This window comes from Aquimarina sp. AD10, from assembly GCF_003443715.1.
Taxonomy (GTDB): Bacteria; Bacteroidota; Bacteroidia; order Flavobacteriales; family Flavobacteriaceae; genus Aquimarina; species Aquimarina aggregata.
The window spans coordinates 5,806,997-5,829,430 of sequence record NZ_CP031965.1; the positions used below are offsets into that span (position 1 = coordinate 5,806,997).

Annotated in this window: 23 protein-coding genes; 15 read left to right on the forward strand and 8 right to left on the reverse strand. The window is 30.9% G+C overall.

All coding sequences use genetic code 11. The annotated features are described in order from the left end of the window. Genes D1816_RS24235 through D1816_RS24250 form a run of 4 tightly spaced genes read right to left on the reverse strand, consistent with a single transcriptional unit; the run spans nt 1 to nt 4,424 of the window. Nucleotides 1–738, reverse strand: coding sequence for a metal ABC transporter ATP-binding protein (locus D1816_RS24235; RefSeq protein ID WP_066313838.1), 738 nt, complete (start codon nt 736–738; stop codon nt 1–3). Then, nucleotides 738–1,655, reverse strand: a complete 918-nt coding sequence (locus D1816_RS24240) for a metal ABC transporter solute-binding protein, Zn/Mn family (protein WP_118506028.1) — start codon at nt 1,653–1,655, stop codon at nt 738–740. Before D1816_RS24240 ends, D1816_RS24235 begins: the two co-directional genes overlap by 1 nt. A gap of 1 nt (nt 1,656) precedes the next feature. Next, nucleotides 1,657–2,127 carry a thioredoxin family protein gene (locus tag D1816_RS24245; protein ID WP_118506029.1) on the reverse strand — a complete coding sequence of 157 codons (471 nt, stop codon included), beginning with the start codon at nt 2,125–2,127 and terminating at the stop codon, nt 1,657–1,659. Between the two features lie 2 nt (nt 2,128–2,129). Continuing rightward, nucleotides 2,130–4,424: a TonB-dependent receptor gene (locus D1816_RS24250; protein ID WP_118506030.1), complete on the reverse strand. Its 2,295-nt coding sequence runs from the start codon at nt 4,422–4,424 to the stop codon at nt 2,130–2,132. Between the two features lie 51 nt (nt 4,425–4,475). On the opposite strand from D1816_RS24250, the gene D1816_RS24255 reads away from it, so the two are divergent. From D1816_RS24255 to D1816_RS24275, 5 genes are all read left to right on the forward strand, one after another. Further along, nucleotides 4,476–5,162, forward strand: a complete 687-nt coding sequence (locus tag D1816_RS24255; protein ID WP_118506031.1) for a metal-dependent transcriptional regulator — start codon at nt 4,476–4,478, stop codon at nt 5,160–5,162. Nucleotides 5,163–5,243: 81 nt separating this feature from the next. Further along, nucleotides 5,244–6,023 carry a 3'-5' exonuclease gene (locus tag D1816_RS24260; RefSeq protein ID WP_066313829.1) on the forward strand — a complete coding sequence of 260 codons (780 nt, stop codon included), beginning with the start codon at nt 5,244–5,246 and terminating at the stop codon, nt 6,021–6,023. Nucleotides 6,024–6,053: 30 nt separating this feature from the next. After that, nucleotides 6,054–6,665 (forward strand): fumarylacetoacetate hydrolase family protein, encoded by a 612-nt coding sequence (locus D1816_RS24265; protein ID WP_066313828.1) that lies wholly within the window; start codon nt 6,054–6,056, stop codon nt 6,663–6,665. Continuing rightward, nucleotides 6,666–7,004, forward strand: a complete 339-nt coding sequence (locus D1816_RS24270) for an Hpt domain-containing protein (protein ID WP_066313826.1) — start codon at nt 6,666–6,668, stop codon at nt 7,002–7,004. It abuts the gene before it with no gap. Nucleotides 7,005–7,006: 2 nt separating this feature from the next. Further along, nucleotides 7,007–8,257, forward strand: a complete 1,251-nt coding sequence (locus D1816_RS24275) for a CinA family nicotinamide mononucleotide deamidase-related protein (RefSeq protein ID WP_118506032.1) — start codon at nt 7,007–7,009, stop codon at nt 8,255–8,257. On the opposite strand, the gene D1816_RS24280 is transcribed toward D1816_RS24275, so the two are convergent. From D1816_RS24280 to D1816_RS24290, 3 genes are all read right to left on the reverse strand, one after another. Continuing rightward, nucleotides 8,252–8,644 carry a hypothetical protein gene (locus D1816_RS24280; RefSeq protein WP_066313822.1) on the reverse strand — a complete coding sequence of 131 codons (393 nt, stop codon included), beginning with the start codon at nt 8,642–8,644 and terminating at the stop codon, nt 8,252–8,254. The genes D1816_RS24275 and D1816_RS24280 overlap by 6 nt on opposite strands. A 166-nt stretch (nt 8,645–8,810) precedes the next feature. After that, a complete protein-coding gene (locus tag D1816_RS24285) occupies nt 8,811–9,215 on the reverse strand; it encodes a hypothetical protein (RefSeq protein WP_066313821.1) in 405 nt (134 codons plus the stop codon). 78 nt (nt 9,216–9,293) lie between these two features. Next, complete coding sequence (locus tag D1816_RS24290) at nt 9,294–9,695, reverse strand: hypothetical protein (protein WP_066313820.1); 402 nt, start codon at nt 9,693–9,695, stop codon at nt 9,294–9,296. Between the two features lie 325 nt (nt 9,696–10,020). Between D1816_RS24290 and rpmB the strand changes: the two genes are divergently transcribed. From rpmB to D1816_RS24325, 7 genes are all read left to right on the forward strand, one after another. Further along, nucleotides 10,021–10,260: a 50S ribosomal protein L28 gene (gene rpmB / locus D1816_RS24295; RefSeq protein ID WP_066313819.1), complete on the forward strand. Its 240-nt coding sequence runs from the start codon at nt 10,021–10,023 to the stop codon at nt 10,258–10,260. 26 nt (nt 10,261–10,286) lie between these two features. Next, nucleotides 10,287–10,469 carry a 50S ribosomal protein L33 gene (rpmG, locus tag D1816_RS24300; protein WP_066313818.1) on the forward strand — a complete coding sequence of 61 codons (183 nt, stop codon included), beginning with the start codon at nt 10,287–10,289 and terminating at the stop codon, nt 10,467–10,469. A 6-nt stretch (nt 10,470–10,475) separates the two neighbouring features. Continuing rightward, complete coding sequence (locus D1816_RS24305; protein ID WP_082832419.1) at nt 10,476–10,628, forward strand: DUF4295 domain-containing protein; 153 nt, start codon at nt 10,476–10,478, stop codon at nt 10,626–10,628. 118 nt (nt 10,629–10,746) lie between these two features. Next, on the forward strand, nt 10,747–11,700 hold the full coding sequence (ftsY, locus tag D1816_RS24310) for a signal recognition particle-docking protein FtsY (protein ID WP_066313816.1): 954 nt from the start codon (nt 10,747–10,749) through the stop codon (nt 11,698–11,700). A 137-nt stretch (nt 11,701–11,837) separates the two neighbouring features. Further along, nucleotides 11,838–13,448 carry a carboxypeptidase-like regulatory domain-containing protein gene (locus tag D1816_RS24315; protein ID WP_066313815.1) on the forward strand — a complete coding sequence of 537 codons (1,611 nt, stop codon included), beginning with the start codon at nt 11,838–11,840 and terminating at the stop codon, nt 13,446–13,448. A gap of 233 nt (nt 13,449–13,681) precedes the next feature. After that, nucleotides 13,682–15,217, forward strand: coding sequence for a carboxypeptidase-like regulatory domain-containing protein (locus D1816_RS24320; protein WP_158597729.1), 1,536 nt, complete (start codon nt 13,682–13,684; stop codon nt 15,215–15,217). Between the two features lie 47 nt (nt 15,218–15,264). After that, on the forward strand, nt 15,265–16,935 hold the full coding sequence (locus D1816_RS24325; RefSeq protein ID WP_118506034.1) for an amidase family protein: 1,671 nt from the start codon (nt 15,265–15,267) through the stop codon (nt 16,933–16,935). Nucleotides 16,936–17,527: 592 nt separating this feature from the next. Here the strand turns inward: D1816_RS24325 and D1816_RS24330 are convergent. Continuing rightward, entirely contained in the window at nt 17,528–18,217 is a 690-nt protein-coding gene (locus D1816_RS24330) for a hypothetical protein (RefSeq protein WP_118506035.1), read from the reverse strand. 111 nt (nt 18,218–18,328) lie between these two features. Between D1816_RS24330 and D1816_RS24335 the strand changes: the two genes are divergently transcribed. The 3 genes from D1816_RS24335 to D1816_RS24345 are packed head-to-tail and all read left to right on the forward strand — an operon-like array spanning nt 18,329 to nt 22,330. Further along, entirely contained in the window at nt 18,329–18,847 is a 519-nt protein-coding gene (locus D1816_RS24335; RefSeq protein ID WP_066313811.1) for an RNA polymerase sigma factor, read from the forward strand. A 53-nt stretch (nt 18,848–18,900) separates the two neighbouring features. Then, the gene (locus tag D1816_RS24340; protein WP_066313810.1) at nt 18,901–19,821 is read left to right on the forward strand and encodes a FecR family protein; all 921 of its coding nucleotides are present in this window, start codon (nt 18,901–18,903) and stop codon (nt 19,819–19,821) included. Continuing rightward, complete coding sequence (locus D1816_RS24345; protein WP_158597728.1) at nt 19,784–22,330, forward strand: TonB-dependent receptor plug domain-containing protein; 2,547 nt, start codon at nt 19,784–19,786, stop codon at nt 22,328–22,330. Before D1816_RS24340 ends, D1816_RS24345 begins: the two co-directional genes overlap by 38 nt. The last annotated feature ends 104 nt before the right edge of the window (nt 22,331–22,434 follow it).

Below are 22,434 nucleotides of genomic sequence, written 5' to 3' on the forward strand. Positions count from 1 at the left end.
CTATTGCTGAATACTCACTTTGTAATTGATTCCGTATGTTTTAGTTAAGTTATCATCGTTAAAAATATCTTTCACAGGGCCCGTTGCGATCTTTTTTACATTTAGAAAAGTAACCCAATCAAAGTATTCAGGGACAGTTTGTAGATCATGATGTACAACAATAACTGTTTTCCCTTGTTTTCTTAGCTCTTTGAGAATATTAATTATGGCTTTTTCGGTAGTAGCATCTACACCTTGAAAAGGCTCATCCATAAAATAAATAGCAGCATTTTGTACTAAAGCTCTGGCCAGAAAGATACGTTGTTGTTGTCCGCCAGAAAGTTGGCTTATTTGCCTGTTTTTAAAAGAAAGCATTCCTACTTTTTCTAAAGCTTCTAATGAAGCTTTTTTTTCTTTTTGACCAGGTCTTTTGATCCAACCTAAACTTCCGTACGTTCCCATCATAACTACATCTAGGGCTGTTGTGGGGAAGTCCCAGTCTACACTTCCTTTTTGTGGGACATATGCAACTAACGAGCGTTGTTTTTTGTATGGCTTTCCGTATATCTGAACACTTCCGGCAATAGGAGTAATGATATCTAAAATAGATTTAATTAATGTAGATTTTCCTGCGCCATTTGGTCCAACAATAGCCATTAGAACACCTTCTGGAATAGCAAGGTCAATATCCCATAAAACAGGTTTGTAATTATAGGCCACAGTAAGATCATCTATTTGAACGGCTATTTTTTTATTCATTATTTTAAGGCATTTACAATCGTATTGACATTATATTCGAACATGCCGATATAATTTCCTTCGTTAGTATCAGGGTTTCCTAAGGCATCAGAAAATAATGTGCCTCCTATAACGACTTCATGGTTTTTTGATTTTACAGCTGCCTGCAATGCTTTAATTGTTCGTTTTGGTACAGAAGTCTCAACAAAAATAGCTTTTACTTCATTTTTAATAATAAAATTAGCTAATTTCTGAACATCTTGAACCCCAGCTTCTGTTGCTGTTGAAAGCCCTTGTAATCCAACAACATTAAAGTCATATGCTTTTCCAAAATAACTAAATGCGTCATGAGCGGTAACTAAAATACGTTTTTCTTTTGGTAAGGTTGTGATGGTATTTTGTAATTCTTTTTCAAGTTGACTTAATTTATCAAGATATATCTTACCGTTATTTGTATAACTACTAGCATTTTTAGCATCTATTTCTACTAGTTTGTCTATTACAAATTGAGTAACTATTTTCCAATTCATGACACTAAACCAAATATGGGGGTCATAATTTGAAGCAAAATAGTCGGACCCAATTAATGTATTTTTATCTAAGCTTTCTCCTACGGCAATCGCTTTTCTGTTTTGAAGTTTCATTTTCTCAAAAACTTCGACCAGTTTACCTTCTAGATGTAAACCGTTATAAATAATAACATCGGCATTAACTAGTTTAGATACATCACCTTCACTGGCTTTATATAAATGAGGATCCACACCACTCCCCATTAATCCATCAACCTTGATTAAATCTTTACCTATATTTTTAACAAGATCTGTGATCATAGATGTAGTTGTAACTACATAGAGTTTTTCGTTTTTGTCTTTCGTTTCTTGTTTACAAGAAAATAGAGTAATAAAAAGAAAACAAAGACTTATAATTCGATTGATCATGTTAGGATAGTTTTTTTAATATTTTACTAAGCTGTTTAGCACTTAAAAATGATTGTTGCTGAAATATGATTTCATATTTAGCATTTAAAATGGTTAATGTAGGGTAGCCAATTTTATTGTTTACTGTAGCTAACTCTTTTGCCAATTGATGTACTCCTGTTTTATGGCCATTTGGCTGAAAATTAAAATCGTTATTTAAAAATGTAATTCTTTTACGACTTTCAGCATTTAGAGATACGAAATAAAAATTGTTGTTTAAATTTTGAACGATTTCAGAATTTTTAAAAGTAGTGTTCTCCATATTTTTACAGTACATACACCAATCTGTGTGCACAAAAATGACTATAGGTTTTGGAGCAGTACTCATTTTGTCCTTTAGAGACTCGAATGAATTCACTTGTATTTGCGCATTTATATTTTGACTTATTAAAGAAGTGAAAATTGCGACGCTATATAGTAGTATTGTTTTCATAATTATAGTAGAGTATAACGTACCCCTAAGAATCCACGAGCTCCTTGATTAGGGCCGTAAATATAGGTAGAATCAAAAGTAAGGCCATATGGATTATCTGCAGTAACCAAAACATCTCCGTTTTGATTAAATTGCACATTGTTATCAAAAGGATCTTCAGCTCTAGATATTAAAAAAGGATTACCTCGATTAGGTGTCCAGTCTAATAGGTTTTTGACACCTCCGTATATTTCAAGATTGGTGCTAGATTTGTAAGTAAATTGAATATTTTGAATACTATACCACGGAGAATTATCTCTTCTAGGGTCATTTGGGCCTAGGGTAGGCAGTCGCATTGGGCCGTAAGCATTTCCTGTATAATCTAATGTGAGATTTAGAGCATGGACTTTATAGGTAACTCCCCAAGTTCCTGTAAAACTTTCTGTTAAAACCTGACGAGACCTTATGCCATCATCAGTATTAGATACATTTAAAGCACTAAAACCAGCCATTACCTTTAGACCATTAGAAAAATTGATGTCAGAATTAAGACTTACACCTGTCGACACAGCATATCCATCTAAGTTACCATAACGTATTTGTTGTGGGTTTGTATCATAATCAGGAATAATCGCATTGGTAAAGTGGGTATACCAAGCAGAGGCATCTAAACCAATAAATGTTCCGTTATCGAAAAATATTTTTTTGATATAATTTAGATTGACATTATATGATTCTTCGGGGGCAAGATTTTCTTCAACTATGACTTCTCTAGATCCAGTAAGTGCTGCATGTTCTTCTGTAAACAAATTCACTACTCTAAATCCTGTTCCTGCATTTAATCTAAAAATGTTTTTATCATTAATACTCCATTTGTATGCTATTCTAGGAGTGAATATAGAACCATGACGATCGTCATAATCTAGTCTTGACCCTAGCAATAATTTATGATTTGAGGCTAACGTAATTTCATCTTGAACAAAAACGCCTGGTATTTTGGTCTCTTCTGGGTCGTTTGTAATATCAGATCCTGTTGCCGTTGTATTATCGTCATAATATTGATATCGATACGCAGCACCAAACAACAAATCATGAGACTTTAGTCTTTTATCCCAAGCTAATTGTGTAAAACCTATTCTTTGTTTTGCTTGATAAGAAACATCGCCATAAAAAGAATTTTGATCATGGTTTGTATACGAGAAAGATAAAGATATAGGTTCTTTGGTTGGGAGTTCATAACTTCCTAAAACCTCATAACGGGTAGTGTAGATACTTTCTCCATAGATTTCATCACTACCTCTAAATGATCTATCCCATTCATTTTCTCCTCCCCATCTATCTTCATAATAAAAACGACCTGCAAGCGTAAAGTTCTTTCCACTACTTCTTTTAAAATTCCATTTATTAAAAATAGATATACGGTCTTGAAGTGTTAAATCGGTAAAACCATCTTCATTTTTATCAATGACTTGATCATAAAAAAAGTAGTTAGCTCCAACTAATGCTGTAGCTTTTCCTACTCTGGCCTTAAAACCGAAATCAATATTTGTTTCTCCCCAACCAGATGCAAATACATCGGTACTTATTTCGGGCGCAGCATCTGGGTTTTTGGTAATAATGTTTATCAATCCACCTACGGCTTCACTTCCGTAAAGAGAAGAGGCAGGCCCTTTTACAACCTCAATTCTTTCAATTAAAGAATTAGGTATTCCAGAAAGTCCATATACAGTTGATAAACCACTAACAATTGGCATACCATCAATCATAACTAGCGTGTAGGGACCTTCTAAACCATTGATGTGTATATCTCCCGTATTACAGATGCTACAATTAAGTTGAGGACGTACACCGTTAACATTTTGCAAAGCTTCAAATAAATTGGGGGTTGGGTTTTTTTTGAAAAATGTAGGAGAATAAATCTCTACAGGAACAGGACTTTCAGATCTGATAACAGGTTTAAGGGTTCCAGAAACAACTACTTCATCTAAGGTGGATCCTTGTGATAGTGTAAGGCTTATTTTATTTACTCCTTCTTTGATAGAGAGCTTTTTCTTAATTGTATTATACCCCGTAAAAGAAGCTATAATTTTATATGTTCCGATAGGGATTTTATGTATTGAGAATGTACCATTGTCATCACTAGAACTTCCTATAGAGGTTCCTTCAATAAATATATTAGCAAAAGGAAGTACTCCATTTTCATCATAAACTACACCCTCGAGTGATCCGGTAGTTTCAGTTTCTTGAGCATTCAATAAACTATGCTTTGGTATGCTAATAAGAAAAAAAGTAAATAATAATATGGTAACTAATCGCATTAGGTTTATTAAATTTGTTTTATTAATGATGCAAAACTAAAAAAGTTAGCCATGACTAACAAATCAAATTTGAATAATTTAACAAAAAGTGAAGAAGATTATTTAAAAGCTCTTTTTCAGTTGCTTGTAGAAGATGATTCTGAGAAAGTAGGGAACAATTTATTAGCAGACTATCTTAACGTATCTCCAGCCTCTACTAATAACATGGTTAAAAAGTTAAAAACCAAGAATTATGTGGTAAGTGAGAAGTACGGAAAATTAGACTTAACTGAGCAAGGTAAATCAATTGCGGTACGCTTAATTAGAAAGCATAGGTTGTGGGAAACTTTTTTATGTAAATACTTAAACTTTAGTTGGGATGAGGTACATGAAGTAGCAGAACAACTAGAGCACATAAAATCGAGTAAATTAATAGATGAATTGGATCGTTTTATGGATTTTCCTGAAAAAGACCCTCATGGAGAAATAATACCTAATGCCAATGGGGAGTACGCTGTTCTACCTAAAATAATGTTATCTTCTCTTGCCGAAGGTGAAGTATGTAAGTTAATCGCTGTAGATGATGGGTCGGTGAATTTTTTGAAATATGTATCAGAAATAGGATTAGCCTTAAGTAGTGAAATCAAAGTAATTGAAGTTAGAGAATTTGATAATTCAATTCGGATTCAATTTAATGATACAATAGAGACGGTAACTAGAAAGTTTGCTGATAATGTATTCGTTAAGAAGCTTGTATAAATTTAACAAATGTTAAAATAGGGATTCATTATAAGAATGTTAAATAATAGCTGTTATCTTTGAGTATCACACAAATAATTTATGGAGCTTAATTTAAAAAAACCAATATGTTTTTTTGATCTGGAAACTACTGGTGTAAACATATCTAAAGATCGAATTGTAGAAATAGCTATTCTAAAAGTATTTCCAAATGGAACTCAGGAGAGTAAGACATGGTTGGTAAATCCTGAAATGCCAATTCCTGCAGAAACTACAGCTATACATGGTATTGATGATGCGAAAGTGGCCAATGAGCCGACTTTTAAAAAACTTGCAGGTAAAATAAGCGAGATGATTAAGGGTTGTGATTTAGGAGGTTTTAATTCTAATAGGTTTGATATCCCTTTATTAGCAGAGGAATTATTGAGAGCTGATGTCGATTTTGATATGAAAAGTACCGTAGCGGTAGATGTACAAACCATTTATCACAAAATGGAGAAAAGAACATTGTCGGCTGCTTACAAATTCTATTGCGATAAAGATTTAACCGATGCACATTCTGCAGAAGCTGATACTAATGCCACTTATGAGGTATTGAAAGCTCAATTAGATAAATATCCAGAGTTAGAAAATGATACCAAATTTTTGGCAGAATTTAGTTCAAGAAAGCAGTTTGCAGATTTCGCAGGTTTTATTGTATACGATGAAAATGGTAAAGAAACTTTTTCTTTTGGTAAGCATAAAGGGAAGTCTGTAGAACAAGTTATGGAAGAAGAACCAGGTTATTTTGGATGGATTCAAAATGCAGATTTTCCATTATATACTAAAAAAGTGCTTACAGCAGTTAGACTTCGTAAGTTAAATAATAGTTTAAAGCTATAATTTTTTTACTTTTAAAATCACTTTAGGATTATGAAACTCATTTGCATCGGTCGCAATTATACGGATCATATTGAGGAATTAGAGAATGAAAGACCAACAGATCCTGTGGTTTTTATGAAACCTGATACCTCTATCTTGCTTAAAAAACAACCTTTTTTTATTCCTGATTTTTCTAATGATATTCATCATGAAGTAGAAGTACTGATAAAAATAAACAAGGTGGGTAAACATATTGATAAGAAATTTGCTCATAAGTATTATGATGAGATAAGTTTAGGAATAGATTTTACAGCTAGAGATTTACAAAGTAAACTCAAAGAAAAAGGATTGCCTTGGGAAAAAGCTAAATCCTTTGATGGAGCTGCAGTTATAGGACATTGGGTGTCTAAAAAAGAATTCGTAGATGTAGATGATATTGATTTTCATTTAGAGAAAAATGGTAAAACTGTTCAGCGAGGTAATACCAAACTTATGTTATGGAAGATTGACGAATTAATAGAATATATATCAAAATATTTTACTTTAAAGATAGGAGATGTTATATTTACAGGTACACCAGCAGGTGTAGGATCCGTAAAGGCAGAAGATATTCTGACAGGATATATAAGCGATAAACAATTTTTTTCAATAAAAATTAAGTAAATGAGCAAAGGATATAGTTTAAAAAATGTGAATGAATTATCTGGAGGAGATGATGAATTTGTAGCTGTTTTGGTACAGACGTTTTTAGAAGAGATACCACCTGATCTTGATAGTATGGTTCAGGCTGTTGATTCGGATAATCCACAAATGGCATATCAATATGCTCATAAAATGAAACCTAATCTTCAGCTATTTGATATAGATCTTTTGACTCAGATCAAACAAGTAGAAGCCTGGTCTAAAAATAATAAAGCAAAAGAACAGATAAAACCTGTTTTAAATGATATTGTTGCCGCAGTTAATAACGCTATAGAGCATCTTAAGGAAGATTTTGCCTAAATATGCTTGCAGAAATTATTACTATAGGTGATGAAATTCTCATCGGGCAAATCGTAGATTCTAATTCTGCGTTTATAGGAAAAGAACTTAATGATATCGGCGTGGATGTTTATCAGATCACATCAATAAGTGATGATAAAAAACATATTTTAAATGCTTTGGATGAGGCAAAACAGCGAGTTGATATTGTCATCATAACTGGTGGTTTAGGTCCAACAAAAGACGATATAACTAAGCATACTATATGTGAGTACTTTGATGATAAGCTAATTCAAAATGATGAAGTTTTAGTGCATGTAGAAAAGTTATTTGCAAAATACATCTCTACGCCTATTTCGGATGTGAATAAGCAGCAAGCAATGGTCCCTAGTACCTCACGAGTGTTAATGAATCAATACGGTACTGCTCCAGGGATGTGGTTAGAAAAGGATAATACTGTATTTATATCCATGCCTGGTGTGCCTTATGAAATGAAAGGACTGATGAGAAGTCAAGTTCTTCCGGGATTACAAAAAAGATTCGATAGACCTTATATTTTGCATAAAACTGTACTTACCTATGGTATGGGAGAAAGTGCAATTGCCGAGAAAATTGAGTCTTGGGAAGATAATTTACCTTCATTTATAAAGTTGGCCTATCTGCCAAATCTTGGTAGGGTCAGATTACGGCTTTCAGCAAGAGGTAAAAATAAGGCAGTATTAGAAGAGGCAATTAAGATTAATGTAGACCAGTTAAAGACTCTAATTGGGGATATTATAGTTGGTTTTGAAGAAAATGAAACTATAGAGAAAAAAATAGGCAGTCTATTAGTCGATCAAGGTAAAACTTTAGCTATTGCCGAAAGTTGTACAGGAGGAAAGATAGCACAATCTTTTACTATTAATGCCGGTGCTTCGGCTTATTTTAAAGGCGCAGTTGTAACCTATGCTACAGCGTCAAAAATAGATGTTTTAGGAATAGATCCCGCTGTAATCAAAGAATATACTGTTACAAGTGCAGAGGTAGCAGAAGCTATGGCTTTAGCTGCAAAAGACAAATTTAAATCCGATTATGCAATTGCAACAACAGGAAATGCAGGTCCTACTAAAGGTGATGGTGATGTAGAGGTGGGGACAGTTTTTGTAGCTATAGCTACACCTGATAGTGTTTTCTCTAAAAAATATATATTTAGTAATCTAAGAGAAAGAACTATTGGTAAAGCGGTTAATAAAGCGTTTGAATTGATACTGGGGGTGCTAACAAAAAACTTATAAAATATTTTTAGACCAGTTAATTGCATCTTCTAGAGTGTTGAACTGATAGAAGGGTTTTCTGGCAAAATGTTTTTCTACATGTACCGATTTTTCAGAAATCTTATTATACGTAACTACTCCATAGCCCGAAAAATTCTTCATAGAATTTAGAGGGCAATCTAAATAATCTACAGGAGAAATCGAATGAGAATTGACTCTATTTGAAATATAAGAGAATGGTTTCCCATTTCCATAATGTTTAAGTATCAAAGGAATAAGATCATCAAGTTTTTTAAGAGTAATAATCTCTCCTTCTTTTATTTCAGCAATAAAATAATTTTCAAAAAAATAATAGACCCCCAAATTAAGATCGTGTTTTTCTATAAGTTTGTCATTTTCGAGTTTCATGACTTATCTTTTTTTGTTTTTAAGTGAGTCGTTAAAAGGTAAATATTATTTCATTTTATACTTGATATTTAGTGTGTTACAAATTTAAATAATATTTAGTGTTGATTTCTTTTAGAAGGATTAAAGATGATATTTGATAAATTTTGTAAGAATACCATATAACAAATTAGTGCGAAACAATTAGTTCATCGACCCAGTCTATTGCATCTTTTAGACTATAAAAAATACGAGAAGGTATTTTATTGATAAATGCTTGCTCTAATGATGCAACTTCCTTACTTATATCATCGTATATAACGGCTGCAAAACCCTTGAGATTAGGGAATAATTTCTCAGATTTAAAATGAGAAGTTGGTTCGAATGAATAGGAGTTTTTTCTATTTGAAATACAAACAAAAGGGGTTTTGTCAGTATAGTGCATTTGAGCCAGTTCAAATAAAATGGCTGATTTTTCAAAATTTAATGTTATTCCTTCATTTATTTCGGCAACAAAGAAGTTTTCGTAAAAATAAACTTGACCGATTTTGAGGGTGTATTTTTTGATAAGTTTTTTGTCAATTTTGTCTATCATAACATATAAAAGGCCGAAAATAAGAGAATGATTTTTAAAATGTAATGTTTATAATGATTTTTTAATCGGGAATAAAAATTAATCAGGTAATACAATTTGATCTACCCATTCTATGGCGCTATCAAGATTTTTGAAAATACATGTAGGCCTATTGGTGAATAATTTTTCTAAGTTGGCAACTTCAAAACTGATATCATCATAAGTAACAATAGCATAACCTTTGAAATTCGGAAAAATATTTTCTAACTTATAATGTTCTGTTGGTTTTACAGAATATGAATTAATTCGATTAGAAATATAAACATATGGAATAGTACTTTTGTAATAGTCTTGTGCAAGCTGAAAAAGTTGTTTTCCACTTTCAAAATTAAGATTGATGTTTTCTTTTATCTCTGCAATAATAAAGTTTTCATAGAAATAAAATTTTCCAATATCCAAAGTGTGTTCATTAATTAATGACTTGTTTGTTTTTCTGCGCATTTATAATAAAGTTGGTCTATCTAAGATAAAACAATGCCTTTAAAAATTCAATATTTCTAATTGTTTTTTGTAGTCATAGTGGTTAATTTATGGTATAATCGTTTTTAAATAAGGTAAAAACTTCCAAAGTCACTGTGTTGCAAAGCCTAATTTATTTACTTTACAGCACCAAAATGTTCTTTAAAATAGTTGCAAATCCTTGTTTTTTATAATTCTGAAAAAAAGTTACACTTAAACAAAAAAAAGACTAAAGTATTATTGGTTGTTCGGTAATTAATTCGTTAATTTGCACCCTGTTTTGAAATAATACCAAAATTAAGAAGAGATGTCAAGAGTTTGCGAGCTTACAGGTAAAAAAGCAATGGTTGGGAATAATGTTTCTCATGCGATGAATAAAACAAAACGTAAATTCAATGCGAATTTAATTAAAAAGCGTTTTTATATCCCAGAAGAAGATCGTTGGGTAACACTAAAAGTGTCTACTTCTGCGTTAAAAAATATAAATAAGAACGGAATCTCTGCTGTTTTAAAAGAAGCAAGAGCAAAAGGTTTCTTAACTAAATAATCTCCTTTTTTAAAAGATACTAAAAAATGGCAAAGAAAGGTAATAGAGTCCAAGTAATATTAGAATGTACAGAGCATAAGGCCTCTGGAAAACCAGGTACATCAAGATACATTACTACAAAAAACAAAAAGAACACTCCAGATAGAATCGAGTTAAAGAAATTTAACCCTGTTTTAAAGAAAATGACTGTTCATAAAGAGATAAAATAATTAGACATGGCAAAGAAATCAGTAGCAACGTTACAGACAGGATCAAAGAGATTGACTAAAGCCATTAAAATGGTAAAATCTCCAAAAAGCGGAGCATATACTTTTGTTGAATCAATCATGGCACCAGAGGCTGTAAACGATTTTTTCAAGAAAAAGTAATTTCCCAAACAAGATATTTTAAAAAGAAGCCGTTTCAATTGTATTGAAATGGCTCTTTCTTTTTATATTTAGTAATTAATACTATTATTGTTGAATTTTAGCATATTGAATAATACAAATGGGGCTATTTAAGAAAATATTTTCTTCAGAGAAAAAAGAAACACTGGATAAGGGGTTAGAGAAATCTAAAACAAGTTTTTTTTCTAAATTAGGAAAGGCTGTAGCCGGAAAATCAAAGGTTGATGATGACGTTTTAGATAATCTAGAAGAAGTTTTAGTTACCAGTGATGTAGGTGTAAAGACTACTATAAAAATAATAGAGAGAATCGAAAACAGAGTTTCAAAGGATAAATACCTAGGAACTGATGAGTTAAATACTATTTTAAGAGAAGAAATAGCAGGTTTACTTTCAGAAACTAATGTAGGAGAAGCTACCGACTTTGAAATTCCAAAGGACAAAAAACCATATGTACTTATGGTTGTAGGTGTTAATGGCGTTGGAAAAACTACAACTATAGGTAAGTTAGCTCATCAATTTAAAAATAGAGGATTAAAAGTCGTTCTAGGTGCAGCAGATACATTTAGAGCAGCTGCGATAGATCAGCTTCAAGTTTGGGCAGATAGAGTAGATGTTCCTATAATTAAGCAAGCAATGGGAAGTGATCCAGCTTCTGTGGCATTTGATACATTAGAATCTGGCGTAAATCAAGACGCCGATGTTATTATTATTGATACTGCTGGTAGATTGCATAATAAGATTAACTTAATGAATGAGCTTACTAAAGTTAAGCGTGTTATGCAAAAAGTTATAGGGGATGCACCTCATGATGTGTTGTTGGTTTTAGACGGTTCTACCGGGCAAAATGCTTTTGAACAGGCAAAGCAATTTACAGCCGCTACCGAAGTTACATCATTAGCAGTAACTAAATTAGACGGTACGGCAAAAGGTGGTGTGGTAATTGGAATTAGTGATCAATTTCAAATCCCTGTAAAGTACATAGGAGTAGGAGAAGGGATAGAAGACCTTCAGGTATTTAATAAATATGAATTTGTAGATTCTTTTTTCAAATAAAAAGTAATCGTTATAAAATAGTTAAAAAGGTATTTTGATCTCTTCAAAATACCTTTTTTTGTTACTATTAAAAGTTGAATAGTGAATTGTGTTTTTAAGGATTATTTATAAAAACGTTTAATTTAAAATGGGCAAATATGGTTAAAAAGTTATTTTTTATAACATTATTATATTACTGTACTTGTCTAAATGTAATTCAGGCTCAGGATCATGTCGATGCAAATCAATTATTTTGTAGAGTCTTAGAAGAAGGTTCGAAACAACCAATTCTTTATGCAACTGTAAAGTTTATAGGAACTAATAGAGGACTCATATCTGATGATAGAGGAGAGTTTAGACTTCCTCTTGATCTAAATACAATAGAAAAAATCGAAATATCTTCTATAGGTTTTGGAACCAAAGAAATATCGGTAAAAGAACTTCGAAAGGATCAAATTAATATCATTTACTTAAAATCAAAAGTTGAAGAGCTAGATGCTGTAGCTTTAGTATTGAAAAAGAAAAAACTACCGCAGCCTTCAGCAGAAGAGATTGTAGCCAAAGCCCTTAGAAGAATCCCTATGAACTATCCTAAAACACCTTTTTCTTATATAGGGTATTATAGAGATTATCAGCAACCTGCTGATGACTCTTATTCAAAACTGTATAAGGGTAAAGGAAGTGTTCAGTATGTTAATCTAAATGAAGGTATAATTGAAGTTTTTGATGCTGGTTTTGGAACAGACTATTTTGGAGATAACAAAAACCAAACATTGCTTTATAGTTATGGTAGAAATGCTACTTTTATTCAAGACAGTACCCTTTCAGTCCCTTATGATAATGATAAAAAGAAATACTTAAAAGATGTTACTATATCACCATTGGGGGGTAATGAACTAAGTGTACTTAATATTACAGATATATTAAGAAATCATGATAAGGTAACGTTTTCTTTTGTCGATATGTTTGATAAAGATTTCATGAAAAATCATTTTTTCACATTAGAAGGTCTTAGTTATCTGGGGGATATTCCAATTTATAAAATTGGTTTTCTAACGGAAGCAAAGATTGCAGGAACTCTTCATTATGGAAAAGGGAAAATATATATATCTAAGGAGAATTATGCAATTCATAAATTTAATTATGAAATGTACGAAAAAGACAAAGAGATTAAAAAAAGTCCATTATACGCAGCGACATTAGAATACAAGGATATTAATGGAAAGATGTATTTAAATTACCTAACATTTAATAACAAATTTCAAGCAAATAGTGATCATTATTTTAAAGTAAAGAAAACTGTTTTTGATGAAGAAGATCTTTTCTTTGATGTTTATTTTAATAGAAAATTTGATAAAAAAACAATAAGTTCTAAAAAGAATAGATTTAAAATCGAATATACTTACAAACAAGAAAAAATAAATGTAAAGGAAGTTTTGATTTTTGATGATTATGTTAGGGTTTTAATTGATAAAAATCAATTACTATCCTCTCCTGATTTTAATAAAAGTACCCTTAAGAGAGATCTTAGGTTAACGATTAAAAATATAAAAGATATAGATGGAAATCTTTTAGATAAGATTCCTTCTGTAAAAGTAAATCAATATAGAGAGATATTTGTTCAAGAAGTTTTTCCGGGAAAAAAAGTGGACAAAAGATTGAAAGTAATGAATAAATATGCTCCTTTATTAGAGTCTGAGATCAATCCATTAGAAGAAAAAGAAAAATATTGGGTAAATACCCCATTAAAAAGGAATCGAAACAACTAAGAAAAAAGAGTATAAAGATAGCATTGATAGGTGTACAATCGTTATAAAATAGTTAAAAAGACGTTTTGATATAATCGAAACGTCTTTTTTTATAGATTTTTATAAAACTAGAAAACTACCTTTAATTAGGGGTTAAGTATTGAACAGAATTAATAAAGACAAAAGTAGGTATGTGGTATAAAATTGATATAATCAAAATAACAATTTTGTTTATCACGATGACTTGCTATAATATGCAAAGTCAGCTTAATACTGATTTTTATTTTTGTCGAGTTGTGGATCAAGGTTCTGATATGCCTGTAGTTTATGCAACAGTTAAACTTGTAGGAACAAACCTAGGAGTAATTGCTGATGACAAAGGACAGTTTAAGTTACCTTTTGATCTAGAGGTTTCTGAGAAAATTAGTTTGTCTTCTATTGGTTATAAAACTAAAGAGGTTTTTATTAATCAACTCAAAAAAGGGCAAATTAATACGATCTATATCGAGCCTGGTATTGAAAAATTAGAGACTGTTACTTTAGTTTCTAACAAAAATAAGTCTGTTAAAAAGTTCACTGCAAGAGAAATTGTAAATAACGCAATAGATAATATCTCAAATAACTATCCCCAAAACCACTTTTCTTATATAGCGTATTATAGAGATTATCAACAGCCCAGAGATAATTCATATAAATTAATATTTAATGAAGATGCAGATATAGAATATATTAATTTAAATGAGGCTATTGTCGAAGTTTTTGATGCTGGATTTGGAACGAATTATTTAACAAATGAAGAAAATCAAACACTTCTTTATAAATATAAACAAAACACAAGTTTTTTAAGGGATAGTACATTAGCAATACCTTATGACAATAAAACAAAAAAATATTTAAAAAATGTTATAATTACTCCTTTTGGGGGAAACGAACTTAATCTTTTAAATATTACGAATGCAATACGAAATCATGATCAACTTGCTTTTTCTTATGTGGATAAATTTGATAGTGATTTTGTGAAAAATCATCTTTTTAAATTAGTCGGGGTTCGCAATTTAAACGATGTACCAATTTATGAAATAGAGATATCAACTAAGGTTGGAGCCACAGGAGGAAAACACTATGCAAAGGGTAAAATTTATATTTCTAAAGAGAATTTCGCAATTTTTAAGATGAGCTATCAATCGTATGAGAAAGAAGTTAAAGAACCTTTATACGCTGTTACCGTAGAATATATCCCTATAGGTGAAAAAATGTATCTAAACTATATCACTTTCAATAATAAGTTTGAGGCAAATAGTGATCACTATTTTAAAGTTACAGATGTTGTATTCAATATAGAGAATACCTCTTTTGATATTTTTTTTAATAGAGAACTAGATCAAAATTCAATTACATCTAGAAACAATAATTTAAAAATTACCTATAAAGAAGAAAAACTAGCAATTAAGAACATTTTAATTTTAGAAGACCACTTAAGGGTTATAGTCGATAAAAAGAAGTTATTTTCCTTACCAGATTTTAGTCTGGAAAAATTACCCCAATATATTACTATAAAGGTTAAAACGATAAAGGATCTAAAGGGAAATACATTGCATAAGGTACCTAAAGTTTCCGTTAATCAATATAGAGAATTGTTTGTGCAAGAGGTTTTTCCTGAAAAAAAGAAAAATGACAATACAGCTTCAATGAATAAATTTAAGCCCTTATCAACGTCAAGAATAAATACTTTTGAAGGAGAAAATGTATATTGGGAGAATACGCCACTAAAAAAGAGTAAAAAAAATTAAGTAAAAAAGTAAGCATATAATTTATAAATAATAAATCAGAACACCTCATGAAAAATATAAGCCTTTTTCTTCTTGCAATTTTTGTTTTAATTTCCTGTAAACAACAACAAAAAGAAGTTGTAAAAGACAAGTTAGAACCTAAGGTGGTTTGGCAACCTTATGACGAAACAGCTGATCTAGCAGCTACACAAGAGTTAGAGCAAACACGAATGCATTTAAAACTTGTGAATTCAAAAGTTGTAGATAAAAATGATATTTGGAGTACATTGGCATCAGAATTAGAAAACTTTTCTGAGGAAAAGTATAATGAATTGAAAGAAGTTGTTCTTGAAAAAGATATTCCTACCCTTCAAAAGACTATAAAAGAAGGTAAGATTACCTATGAAGAACTTACAAAGTTCTATGTCTATCGTATTAGAAAGTATGAAAGTGATAATAAGTTATCGTTAAATTCTGTAATATCATTAAACCCTGAAGTCTTTAATGAAGCAAGGATTTTGGATAAAACAGACAAATCTACAATCGATGTAAATTCTGTTTTTGGAATGCCGATATTACTTAAAGATAACATTAATACTAAAGGTATGCCCACAACTGCTGGCGCAATTGCTTTTCAAAATAATCATACTAATAACGCCTTTATTACAAAAAAATTACTCGAAAAAAATGCATTGATTTTAGGTAAAGCTAATTTAAGTGAGTGGGCTTATTTTTTATGTTCAGGTTGCCCAGTGGGGTATAGTGCAATTGGGGGTCAGACTATGAACCCTTATGGAAGAATGATTTTTGAATCTGGAGGGTCAAGTTCAGGAAGTGGTGTTACTGTAGCAGCTAACTTTTGTGTAGCTGCCATAGGAACAGAAACAAGTGGTTCTATTTTATCTCCAGCAAGTCAAAATTCTGTGGTAGGACTTAAGCCAACAATAGGAGTTTTAAGCAGAACAGGAATTGTGCCTATTTCTAGTACTCTAGATACTCCAGGTCCAATGACAAAAAATGTTATTGATAATGCTATTCTTCTTAAAGCTGTCGTAGGAAAAGATAATGATGATGCAGCCTCGATTGAACTCAAAGATAATTTTGTAGATTCAATAAAGGGGGTATCTTTAAAAAACAGAAGATTTGGTGTCATAAAAGAACTCTTAGAGGATTCACTTTATCAAATTGCTGTCAACAAAATTAAAGATGCCGGTGCCAGTGTTTATGAAATAGAACCAAAACAAACCCCTTTGCCTAGCTTTTTAAGTATTCTTAATATTGACATGAAAAATGACCTACCTGATTATATCAGTACTCAAGGAGGAAATAATGTAAATATCAAAAATATTGAAGATGCTGTAGCTTTTAATAATCAAGATACAGTTAGAAGAATTCCTTATGGTCAACAGTTGTTTGAGGGTATTCTTGTTGATAGTACAACAAGTGATGAATTAAAGGTGATTAAAGAAAACTTGAAAAAAGTGGCTCGTAATTATTTTGATATACATATTGATGCACATAAGTTAGATGCTATCCTATCGATTAATAACTATCATGCTGGATATGCAGCTGTGGCAAAATACCCGGCGCTTACCGTTCCAATGGGATATACGTTAAAAGGACAGCCTAAAGGGTTAACGTTAATTGCAAAACCTTTTTCAGAAACAAAACTATTACAGTTAGGGTATGCTTATGAACAAGTATCGAAAGAACGAAAGACTCCTGTTAATTACAGATAATAAAAAACTATTTTAAATAAGAAAACCTCCAATATATATTGGAGGTTTTTTTGCTATTTAGTTATTTGGTTAAATAGTTAGTCTTGTTTTGAAACAAGAAGATGCTGTAGGTCAAAAATTCAGATTTACAATCAAATACGCCATAAAAATGCAATAAACTACTAGAAAAGTTCCACTTATTAGTAGCTTGTACTTGGACATTCGTTTTAATAATTTTGACATGGGATTTCGGTGTTTGTTGAGTTTAGTATTGTTAAGCCTTAATGTATTTGTGTTTAAGTTTTGTGTGTTATACATTAAGTGAAATCTTTTTCTGAAATTATAATCAGACTCAAGTAGTGGTGTTTTTGAGCGATCAAAATAACAGCAAAAGAGCAATGGTTATAACGCTATTTAAAAAAATAAATACGTTTCTAGGTCTGCAGAGTATTTTTTGATACTGCTTATTAGAATTTGTTTGAAAGGTCTTTTGTTTTTTTAAAGCATTGAAACAAAATTATAGTATTAATTGATAAAATCCCTATAATTTTAAGATAAATTAGCATAATATGACAATTATTTAGGTTAAAAGATTTGGTATTCTCTGTTTTTACTAGTTAGAAACATTATCACATCTATTTCTTAACACATCATCAAAAGTATTTTCTAACTCTCCGATACTACTAACTCTTAAAACAGCACCATCAGAAATATTAACTGTAATAGGAAAATCTATAGTAATCAGATCATCTCTTTTTAGATCATCAATGAATTGGTAAAGGTCAAGGTCTTTTTCGAAATTTATAGTTCGTATTAATTCTACTTGTGAATCAAAACCTGAGGCAGAAAAAGGATATTCAAAGTCTATACATGCTATATTTTCATCAGTGTCATTACAAGTATTTACCAATTGTACAAATTGCGTATTATCATTAACTAATACCTCAGAAAAATCACCATAGACAAGAGTTATAGGAAAACTATAAGTAACTGGGTTAGAAGGGTTGTAAGAGGCTTCAAAAGTTCTTAGTTCTACTATAGAAGCTAGTGTTGTTTGTACCCCTGTAACAGTTATGGTGTATGGGAATTTTACTGTAAAACAACTGGATTTGTCAAGACTGTCATCTAATGCACCATCATTAGTAGCTGCTCGCAATATAAAATTAGTAATTCTAGAATCAGGTTGAAGAAACCCATTATCTACTATCTGAGGTAATTCATCAGATTCACTCCTACAAGAAGAGAAAAACCCTAATGTAATTGTGATAAATAAAAATAGAATTATACTGATTTTCGTATTCATAAAAATGTAATCTTTTTGTACTCAGATTATACTAATAAAACAACTAACTTTTAAAAACTCCTTTTTTATTTTTGTTTTTTTCTAAATTTAGACCCAAGAAACTCCATACCAATGCCAAAAGACCTACACGATAATGTTTGTAAAGAGGAGGTATTCTCTAAAATTTACACAAAATACGCAAAAGATTTGTATAACTATCTATATTATAAATACGGAGAGTCATTAGGCCCTAATGATAAAATGCAAGATGCTTTTATTAAATTATTAGATAATTGTAAAAAAGTAACACCTTCTAAAGCAAAAGGTTTTCTTTTTAGTGTTGCAAAAAATATGATGCTTAATGAGATAAAACATCAGAAGGTTGTGCTGCGTCATAGAGAAAATAAACCTAAAGAGTATACAAATGAGTCTCCTGAGTTCGTAATAGAGGAAAAAGAGTTTTTAAAAAATTATCAGGTCGCTTTGAGTAGATTAACCGAAGACCAAAGAGTTGCCTTTTTATTGAATAAAGTTGAGGGGAAAAAACATGCAGAAATAGCTGAAATGTTGGGAGTTACAAAAAAAGCTGTTGAAAATAGAATTTATGCTGCATATAAAAAATTGAAAAGCGAATTAGAAGGTTTTAAATAATTTTAGGGGAAAAACTAAAACTTAGTTGTTTTATAAATAGTAAGGAATAAAAGATGGATAAAGAAAATCTTATAAAAAAATGGTTGAGCGATGAACTAACCACAGAAGAGTGGGAAGCCTTTAGAAGATTAGATGATTATAAGAGTCATGTTAAAATTCTTGAAGGAGCTCAAAATTTTAAAGCTTCAGAAGTGTCTGAAGTGGCTAGTTTAGATGATTTGTATGCAAAGTTAGATAAGCAACAAATCTCTTCGTTCAAAGAGAAAGACTCTAATACATGGTACAAACCATTGCTGAGAATTGCCGCAATACTTGTGTTATTGTTGGGTATTGGATCCTTTTTCTTTATGGATAACGGTACAAGAAATTTTGAAACTTTGATCAGTGAAAAAACTTCTGTTGCATTACCAGATGCGTCTACAGTAATGTTAAATTCAAAATCAAAAATAGCATTTAACGAAGACAAGTGGGGTGATAAAAGAGAGGTTGTACTAGATGGTGAAGCTTTTTTTAAGGTGGCAAAAGGATCAAAATTTGATGTTGTTGCAGGTACGGGAATCGTAAGTGTCAAAGGAACACAATTTAATGTTAAAAATCGTAAAGGATATTTTGAAGTTAAGTGTTTTGAAGGACTTGTAAATGTTCAATACAATGGGCAGAATAAGGATTTACCCGCAGGTAGCACCTTAAAAATTGTAAACGGAACTATGACTTCTGATATGACTTCAGATATATTTCCTAATTGGTTGAACAATATAAGTAGTTTTAAGAGCGTTCCGCTTTATGAAGTAATAAATGAATTTGAAAGACAATATGATGTTGTTTTTTCATTAGAAAATATAGATACTTCACGTATATTTACTGGAGGATTTGTGCATACAAATTTAGAAGATGCCTTAAAATCCATAACGTTACCTTTAGATTTTACTTACAACATTGATTCGGATAACCATATTAGACTATATAAGAAGTAACAATAATAGCCCTAAAAAGAATATCTTAGGGTTATTTTTTGTGTTTTTTGTATTGTTGTCAAATGGTCAGACTTCAAAAAAAAATAAAATCTTATTAACTGATGTAATTGCTGATTTAGAAAATCGATTTCAGTACACATTTACTTTTGCAGATGATACAGTAAAAGACATTTTTGTACCATCATTTAAGAAAAAGAGTTCTTTTGATAAAACATTAGAATTTCTAAAGCAAGAAACAGAACTTACCTATACAAAACTTGCTAATAACTTTATTTCAATAAATAAAAAAGACATTTCCTATATCATTTGTGGAAAGCTAAAAGATAAAGAAACAGGTTTAGCTTTAGCAGATGCTACAATACAAGGAAAAAAATCTTCGGGCATAAGTAAAAGAAATGGAGATTTTGAAATAACTGCATATTCTAAAGGAGAAACAATTATTATAGGTCATCTGGGTTACAAAACCGTTTACAGACTATCTAGCTCGTTTAAAAGTGATAAATGTGCAGAAATTCTTCTAGAACCTAAAACAGAAGAACTCACCGAGGTTGTACTAAGTAATTATATCACTAAAGGAATAAAAAAGACCACTGACGGAAGTTTTCAAATTGATTTTAATGATTTTGGAACCTTACCGGGACTTATTGAAAGTGATGTGTTACAAACCGTTCAGGCACTACCAGGTATTCAAAGCACAGATGAAACAGTTTCTAATATTAATATTCGAGGAGGTACTCATGATCAAAATTTAATTCTTTGGGATGGTATAAAAATGTATCAGTCTGGTCATTTTTTTGGACTTATATCAGCCTTTAACCCTACATTAACTAGAAAAGCTACTTTATATAAAAACGGTACCAGTGCCGAGTATACAGATGGAGTGTCTGGAACTATTATAATGAATACTGATAAGGAAATCAATGATAAATTTGAAGTAAGCGCGGGTATCAATATGATTAATGCAGATGCATTTACAGATATTCCGTTAGGAAAAAAATCATCAGTGCAGCTGGCAGGTAGGAAATCTATAAGCGATGTTGCAGAAACACCAACATATAGAGAATATTTTAAAAGAATTTCTCAGGACAATGAGCTTAGTGCACAAGAAGATATTGTTTTTGATTTTTATGATATTGGTATGCGTTGGAACTATAATATCACGGATAAAGATGATTTACGAGTCAACTTCTTAGTGATTAATAACGAATTGGTTTTTACAGAAAACATTGATGCTACTACTGCTCAAGAGTCAAGACAGAGTAGTTTGATGCAGAATAGTTATGCGGGTGGGATTTGGTATAAAAGACAATGGAGTGATGTTTTTGAATCTGTACTTCAGATTTATGAGACCGATTATGAGCTTAAAGCTATTAATGCAAACTTTGGAGATGGTCAACGTTTTGTCCAAGAAAATAAAGTTTCAGAAACAGGAGCAAAGTTAAGCACGTTTTATGACCTTAATAAAGGAATGAAATGGCTTAATGGATATCAATTTATTGAAACGGGGGTAGCTACTTCAAATGATATTGGAGATCCGACTTTTAATAGAAAAGAAAACAGAGTAATTAGAACTCATGGACTTTTTTCTCAATTATACTACAGACCTCAAACGATTGCGAAGACCACTAAGATTAATTTGGGAATACGATATAGTTTTAATGAAAAGTTTAACTCACACATCATAGAACCTAGATTAAATTTTAATCAACAATTTTTAAAATATTTTAATCTTGAGATATTGGGAGAGTTCAAACACCAGAATATTTCTCAGTTAATCGATGAACAAAACGATTTTTTAGGCATTGAAAAAAGGAGATGGATACTATCTGAAGAAAATAAAGAAATACCAATTATTAAAAGTAAACAAGCATCGTTAGGATTGCACTATAACAGGAAAGGTTTTTTAATTAGTATTGAAGGGTATTATAAAACAGTAGACGGAATAACAGCAAAAGGACAGCGGTTTAGAAACGATTTTGAATTTGAAGATGCAGTTGGTGAATATACGGTAAATGGCGTTGATGTTTTAGTAAATAAAAGATTTAGAAAAATTAATACATGGGCGAGTTATTCGTACGCAAAGAATGATTATATTTTTAAAGACTTTCAAGAGGATGCTTTTCCTAATAATTTAGATGCTAGACATTCTCTATCATTTGGGACATCTTATATTTTAAAAGATTTAAAATTATCTTCTGGATTAAATTGGAGTTCTGGGTTGCCTACAACTAGACCTGTACAAGGAAATGAGAGATTTGGGAACCGAATTAATTTTGAAGATGTTAATAGTAGTAGATTAGATGATTATTTTAGATTAGATATCTCCGCAACATATGATTTTAGATTTGGTAAAAAGGTTTTTGCTCATGCAGGAGTATCTGTCTGGAATATTACCAATAACCAAAATGTAATCAATAATTACTACAGAATTTCAGAAAATTCTCTGGAAGAAATTCAAGAAGAGTCATTAGGGCTAACACCAAATGCTACTTTTAGAGTTTCTTTTTAAAAAAGTATTTCCTATAAATATATCTTGAGTTTAGAGAGAGTTCTTTTTTTAATGCTTATAGTAATTAAATTTATAGGCTAAACTATACTTATTCATTGTATCTT

Excerpts from the sequence above, each read along its gene's own strand:
- D1816_RS24325 (WP_118506034.1), top strand. The coding sequence starts at position 15,265 with ATGAAAAATATAAGCCTTTTTCTTCTTGCAATTTTTGTTTTAATTTCC.
- D1816_RS24255 (WP_118506031.1), top strand. The coding sequence starts at position 4,476 with ATGACTAACAAATCAAATTTGAATAATTTAACAAAAAGTGAAGAAGAT.
- D1816_RS24240 (WP_118506028.1), bottom strand. The coding sequence starts at position 1,655 with ATGATCAATCGAATTATAAGTCTTTGTTTTCTTTTTATTACTCTATTT.
- D1816_RS24340 (WP_066313810.1), top strand. The coding sequence starts at position 18,901 with ATGGATAAAGAAAATCTTATAAAAAAATGGTTGAGCGATGAACTAACC.
- D1816_RS24290 (WP_066313820.1), bottom strand. The coding sequence starts at position 9,695 with ATGCGCAGAAAAACAAACAAGTCATTAATTAATGAACACACTTTGGAT.
- D1816_RS24235 (WP_066313838.1), bottom strand. The coding sequence starts at position 738 with ATGAATAAAAAAATAGCCGTTCAAATAGATGATCTTACTGTGGCCTAT.
- D1816_RS24320 (WP_158597729.1), top strand. The coding sequence starts at position 13,682 with ATGCAAAGTCAGCTTAATACTGATTTTTATTTTTGTCGAGTTGTGGAT.
- rpmG (WP_066313818.1), top strand. The coding sequence starts at position 10,287 with ATGGCAAAGAAAGGTAATAGAGTCCAAGTAATATTAGAATGTACAGAG.
- D1816_RS24245 (WP_118506029.1), bottom strand. The coding sequence starts at position 2,127 with ATGAAAACAATACTACTATATAGCGTCGCAATTTTCACTTCTTTAATA.
- D1816_RS24270 (WP_066313826.1), top strand. The coding sequence starts at position 6,666 with ATGAGCAAAGGATATAGTTTAAAAAATGTGAATGAATTATCTGGAGGA.
- D1816_RS24280 (WP_066313822.1), bottom strand. The coding sequence starts at position 8,644 with ATGAAACTCGAAAATGACAAACTTATAGAAAAACACGATCTTAATTTG.
- D1816_RS24315 (WP_066313815.1), top strand. The coding sequence starts at position 11,838 with ATGGTTAAAAAGTTATTTTTTATAACATTATTATATTACTGTACTTGT.
- D1816_RS24335 (WP_066313811.1), top strand. The coding sequence starts at position 18,329 with ATGCCAAAAGACCTACACGATAATGTTTGTAAAGAGGAGGTATTCTCT.
- D1816_RS24330 (WP_118506035.1), bottom strand. The coding sequence starts at position 18,217 with ATGAATACGAAAATCAGTATAATTCTATTTTTATTTATCACAATTACA.
- rpmB (WP_066313819.1), top strand. The coding sequence starts at position 10,021 with ATGTCAAGAGTTTGCGAGCTTACAGGTAAAAAAGCAATGGTTGGGAAT.
- ftsY (WP_066313816.1), top strand. The coding sequence starts at position 10,747 with ATGGGGCTATTTAAGAAAATATTTTCTTCAGAGAAAAAAGAAACACTG.
- D1816_RS24285 (WP_066313821.1), bottom strand. The coding sequence starts at position 9,215 with ATGATAGACAAAATTGACAAAAAACTTATCAAAAAATACACCCTCAAA.
- D1816_RS24260 (WP_066313829.1), top strand. The coding sequence starts at position 5,244 with ATGGAGCTTAATTTAAAAAAACCAATATGTTTTTTTGATCTGGAAACT.
- D1816_RS24265 (WP_066313828.1), top strand. The coding sequence starts at position 6,054 with ATGAAACTCATTTGCATCGGTCGCAATTATACGGATCATATTGAGGAA.
- D1816_RS24305 (WP_082832419.1), top strand. The coding sequence starts at position 10,476 with ATGGCAAAGAAATCAGTAGCAACGTTACAGACAGGATCAAAGAGATTG.
- D1816_RS24275 (WP_118506032.1), top strand. The coding sequence starts at position 7,007 with ATGCTTGCAGAAATTATTACTATAGGTGATGAAATTCTCATCGGGCAA.
- D1816_RS24250 (WP_118506030.1), bottom strand. The coding sequence starts at position 4,424 with ATGCGATTAGTTACCATATTATTATTTACTTTTTTTCTTATTAGCATA.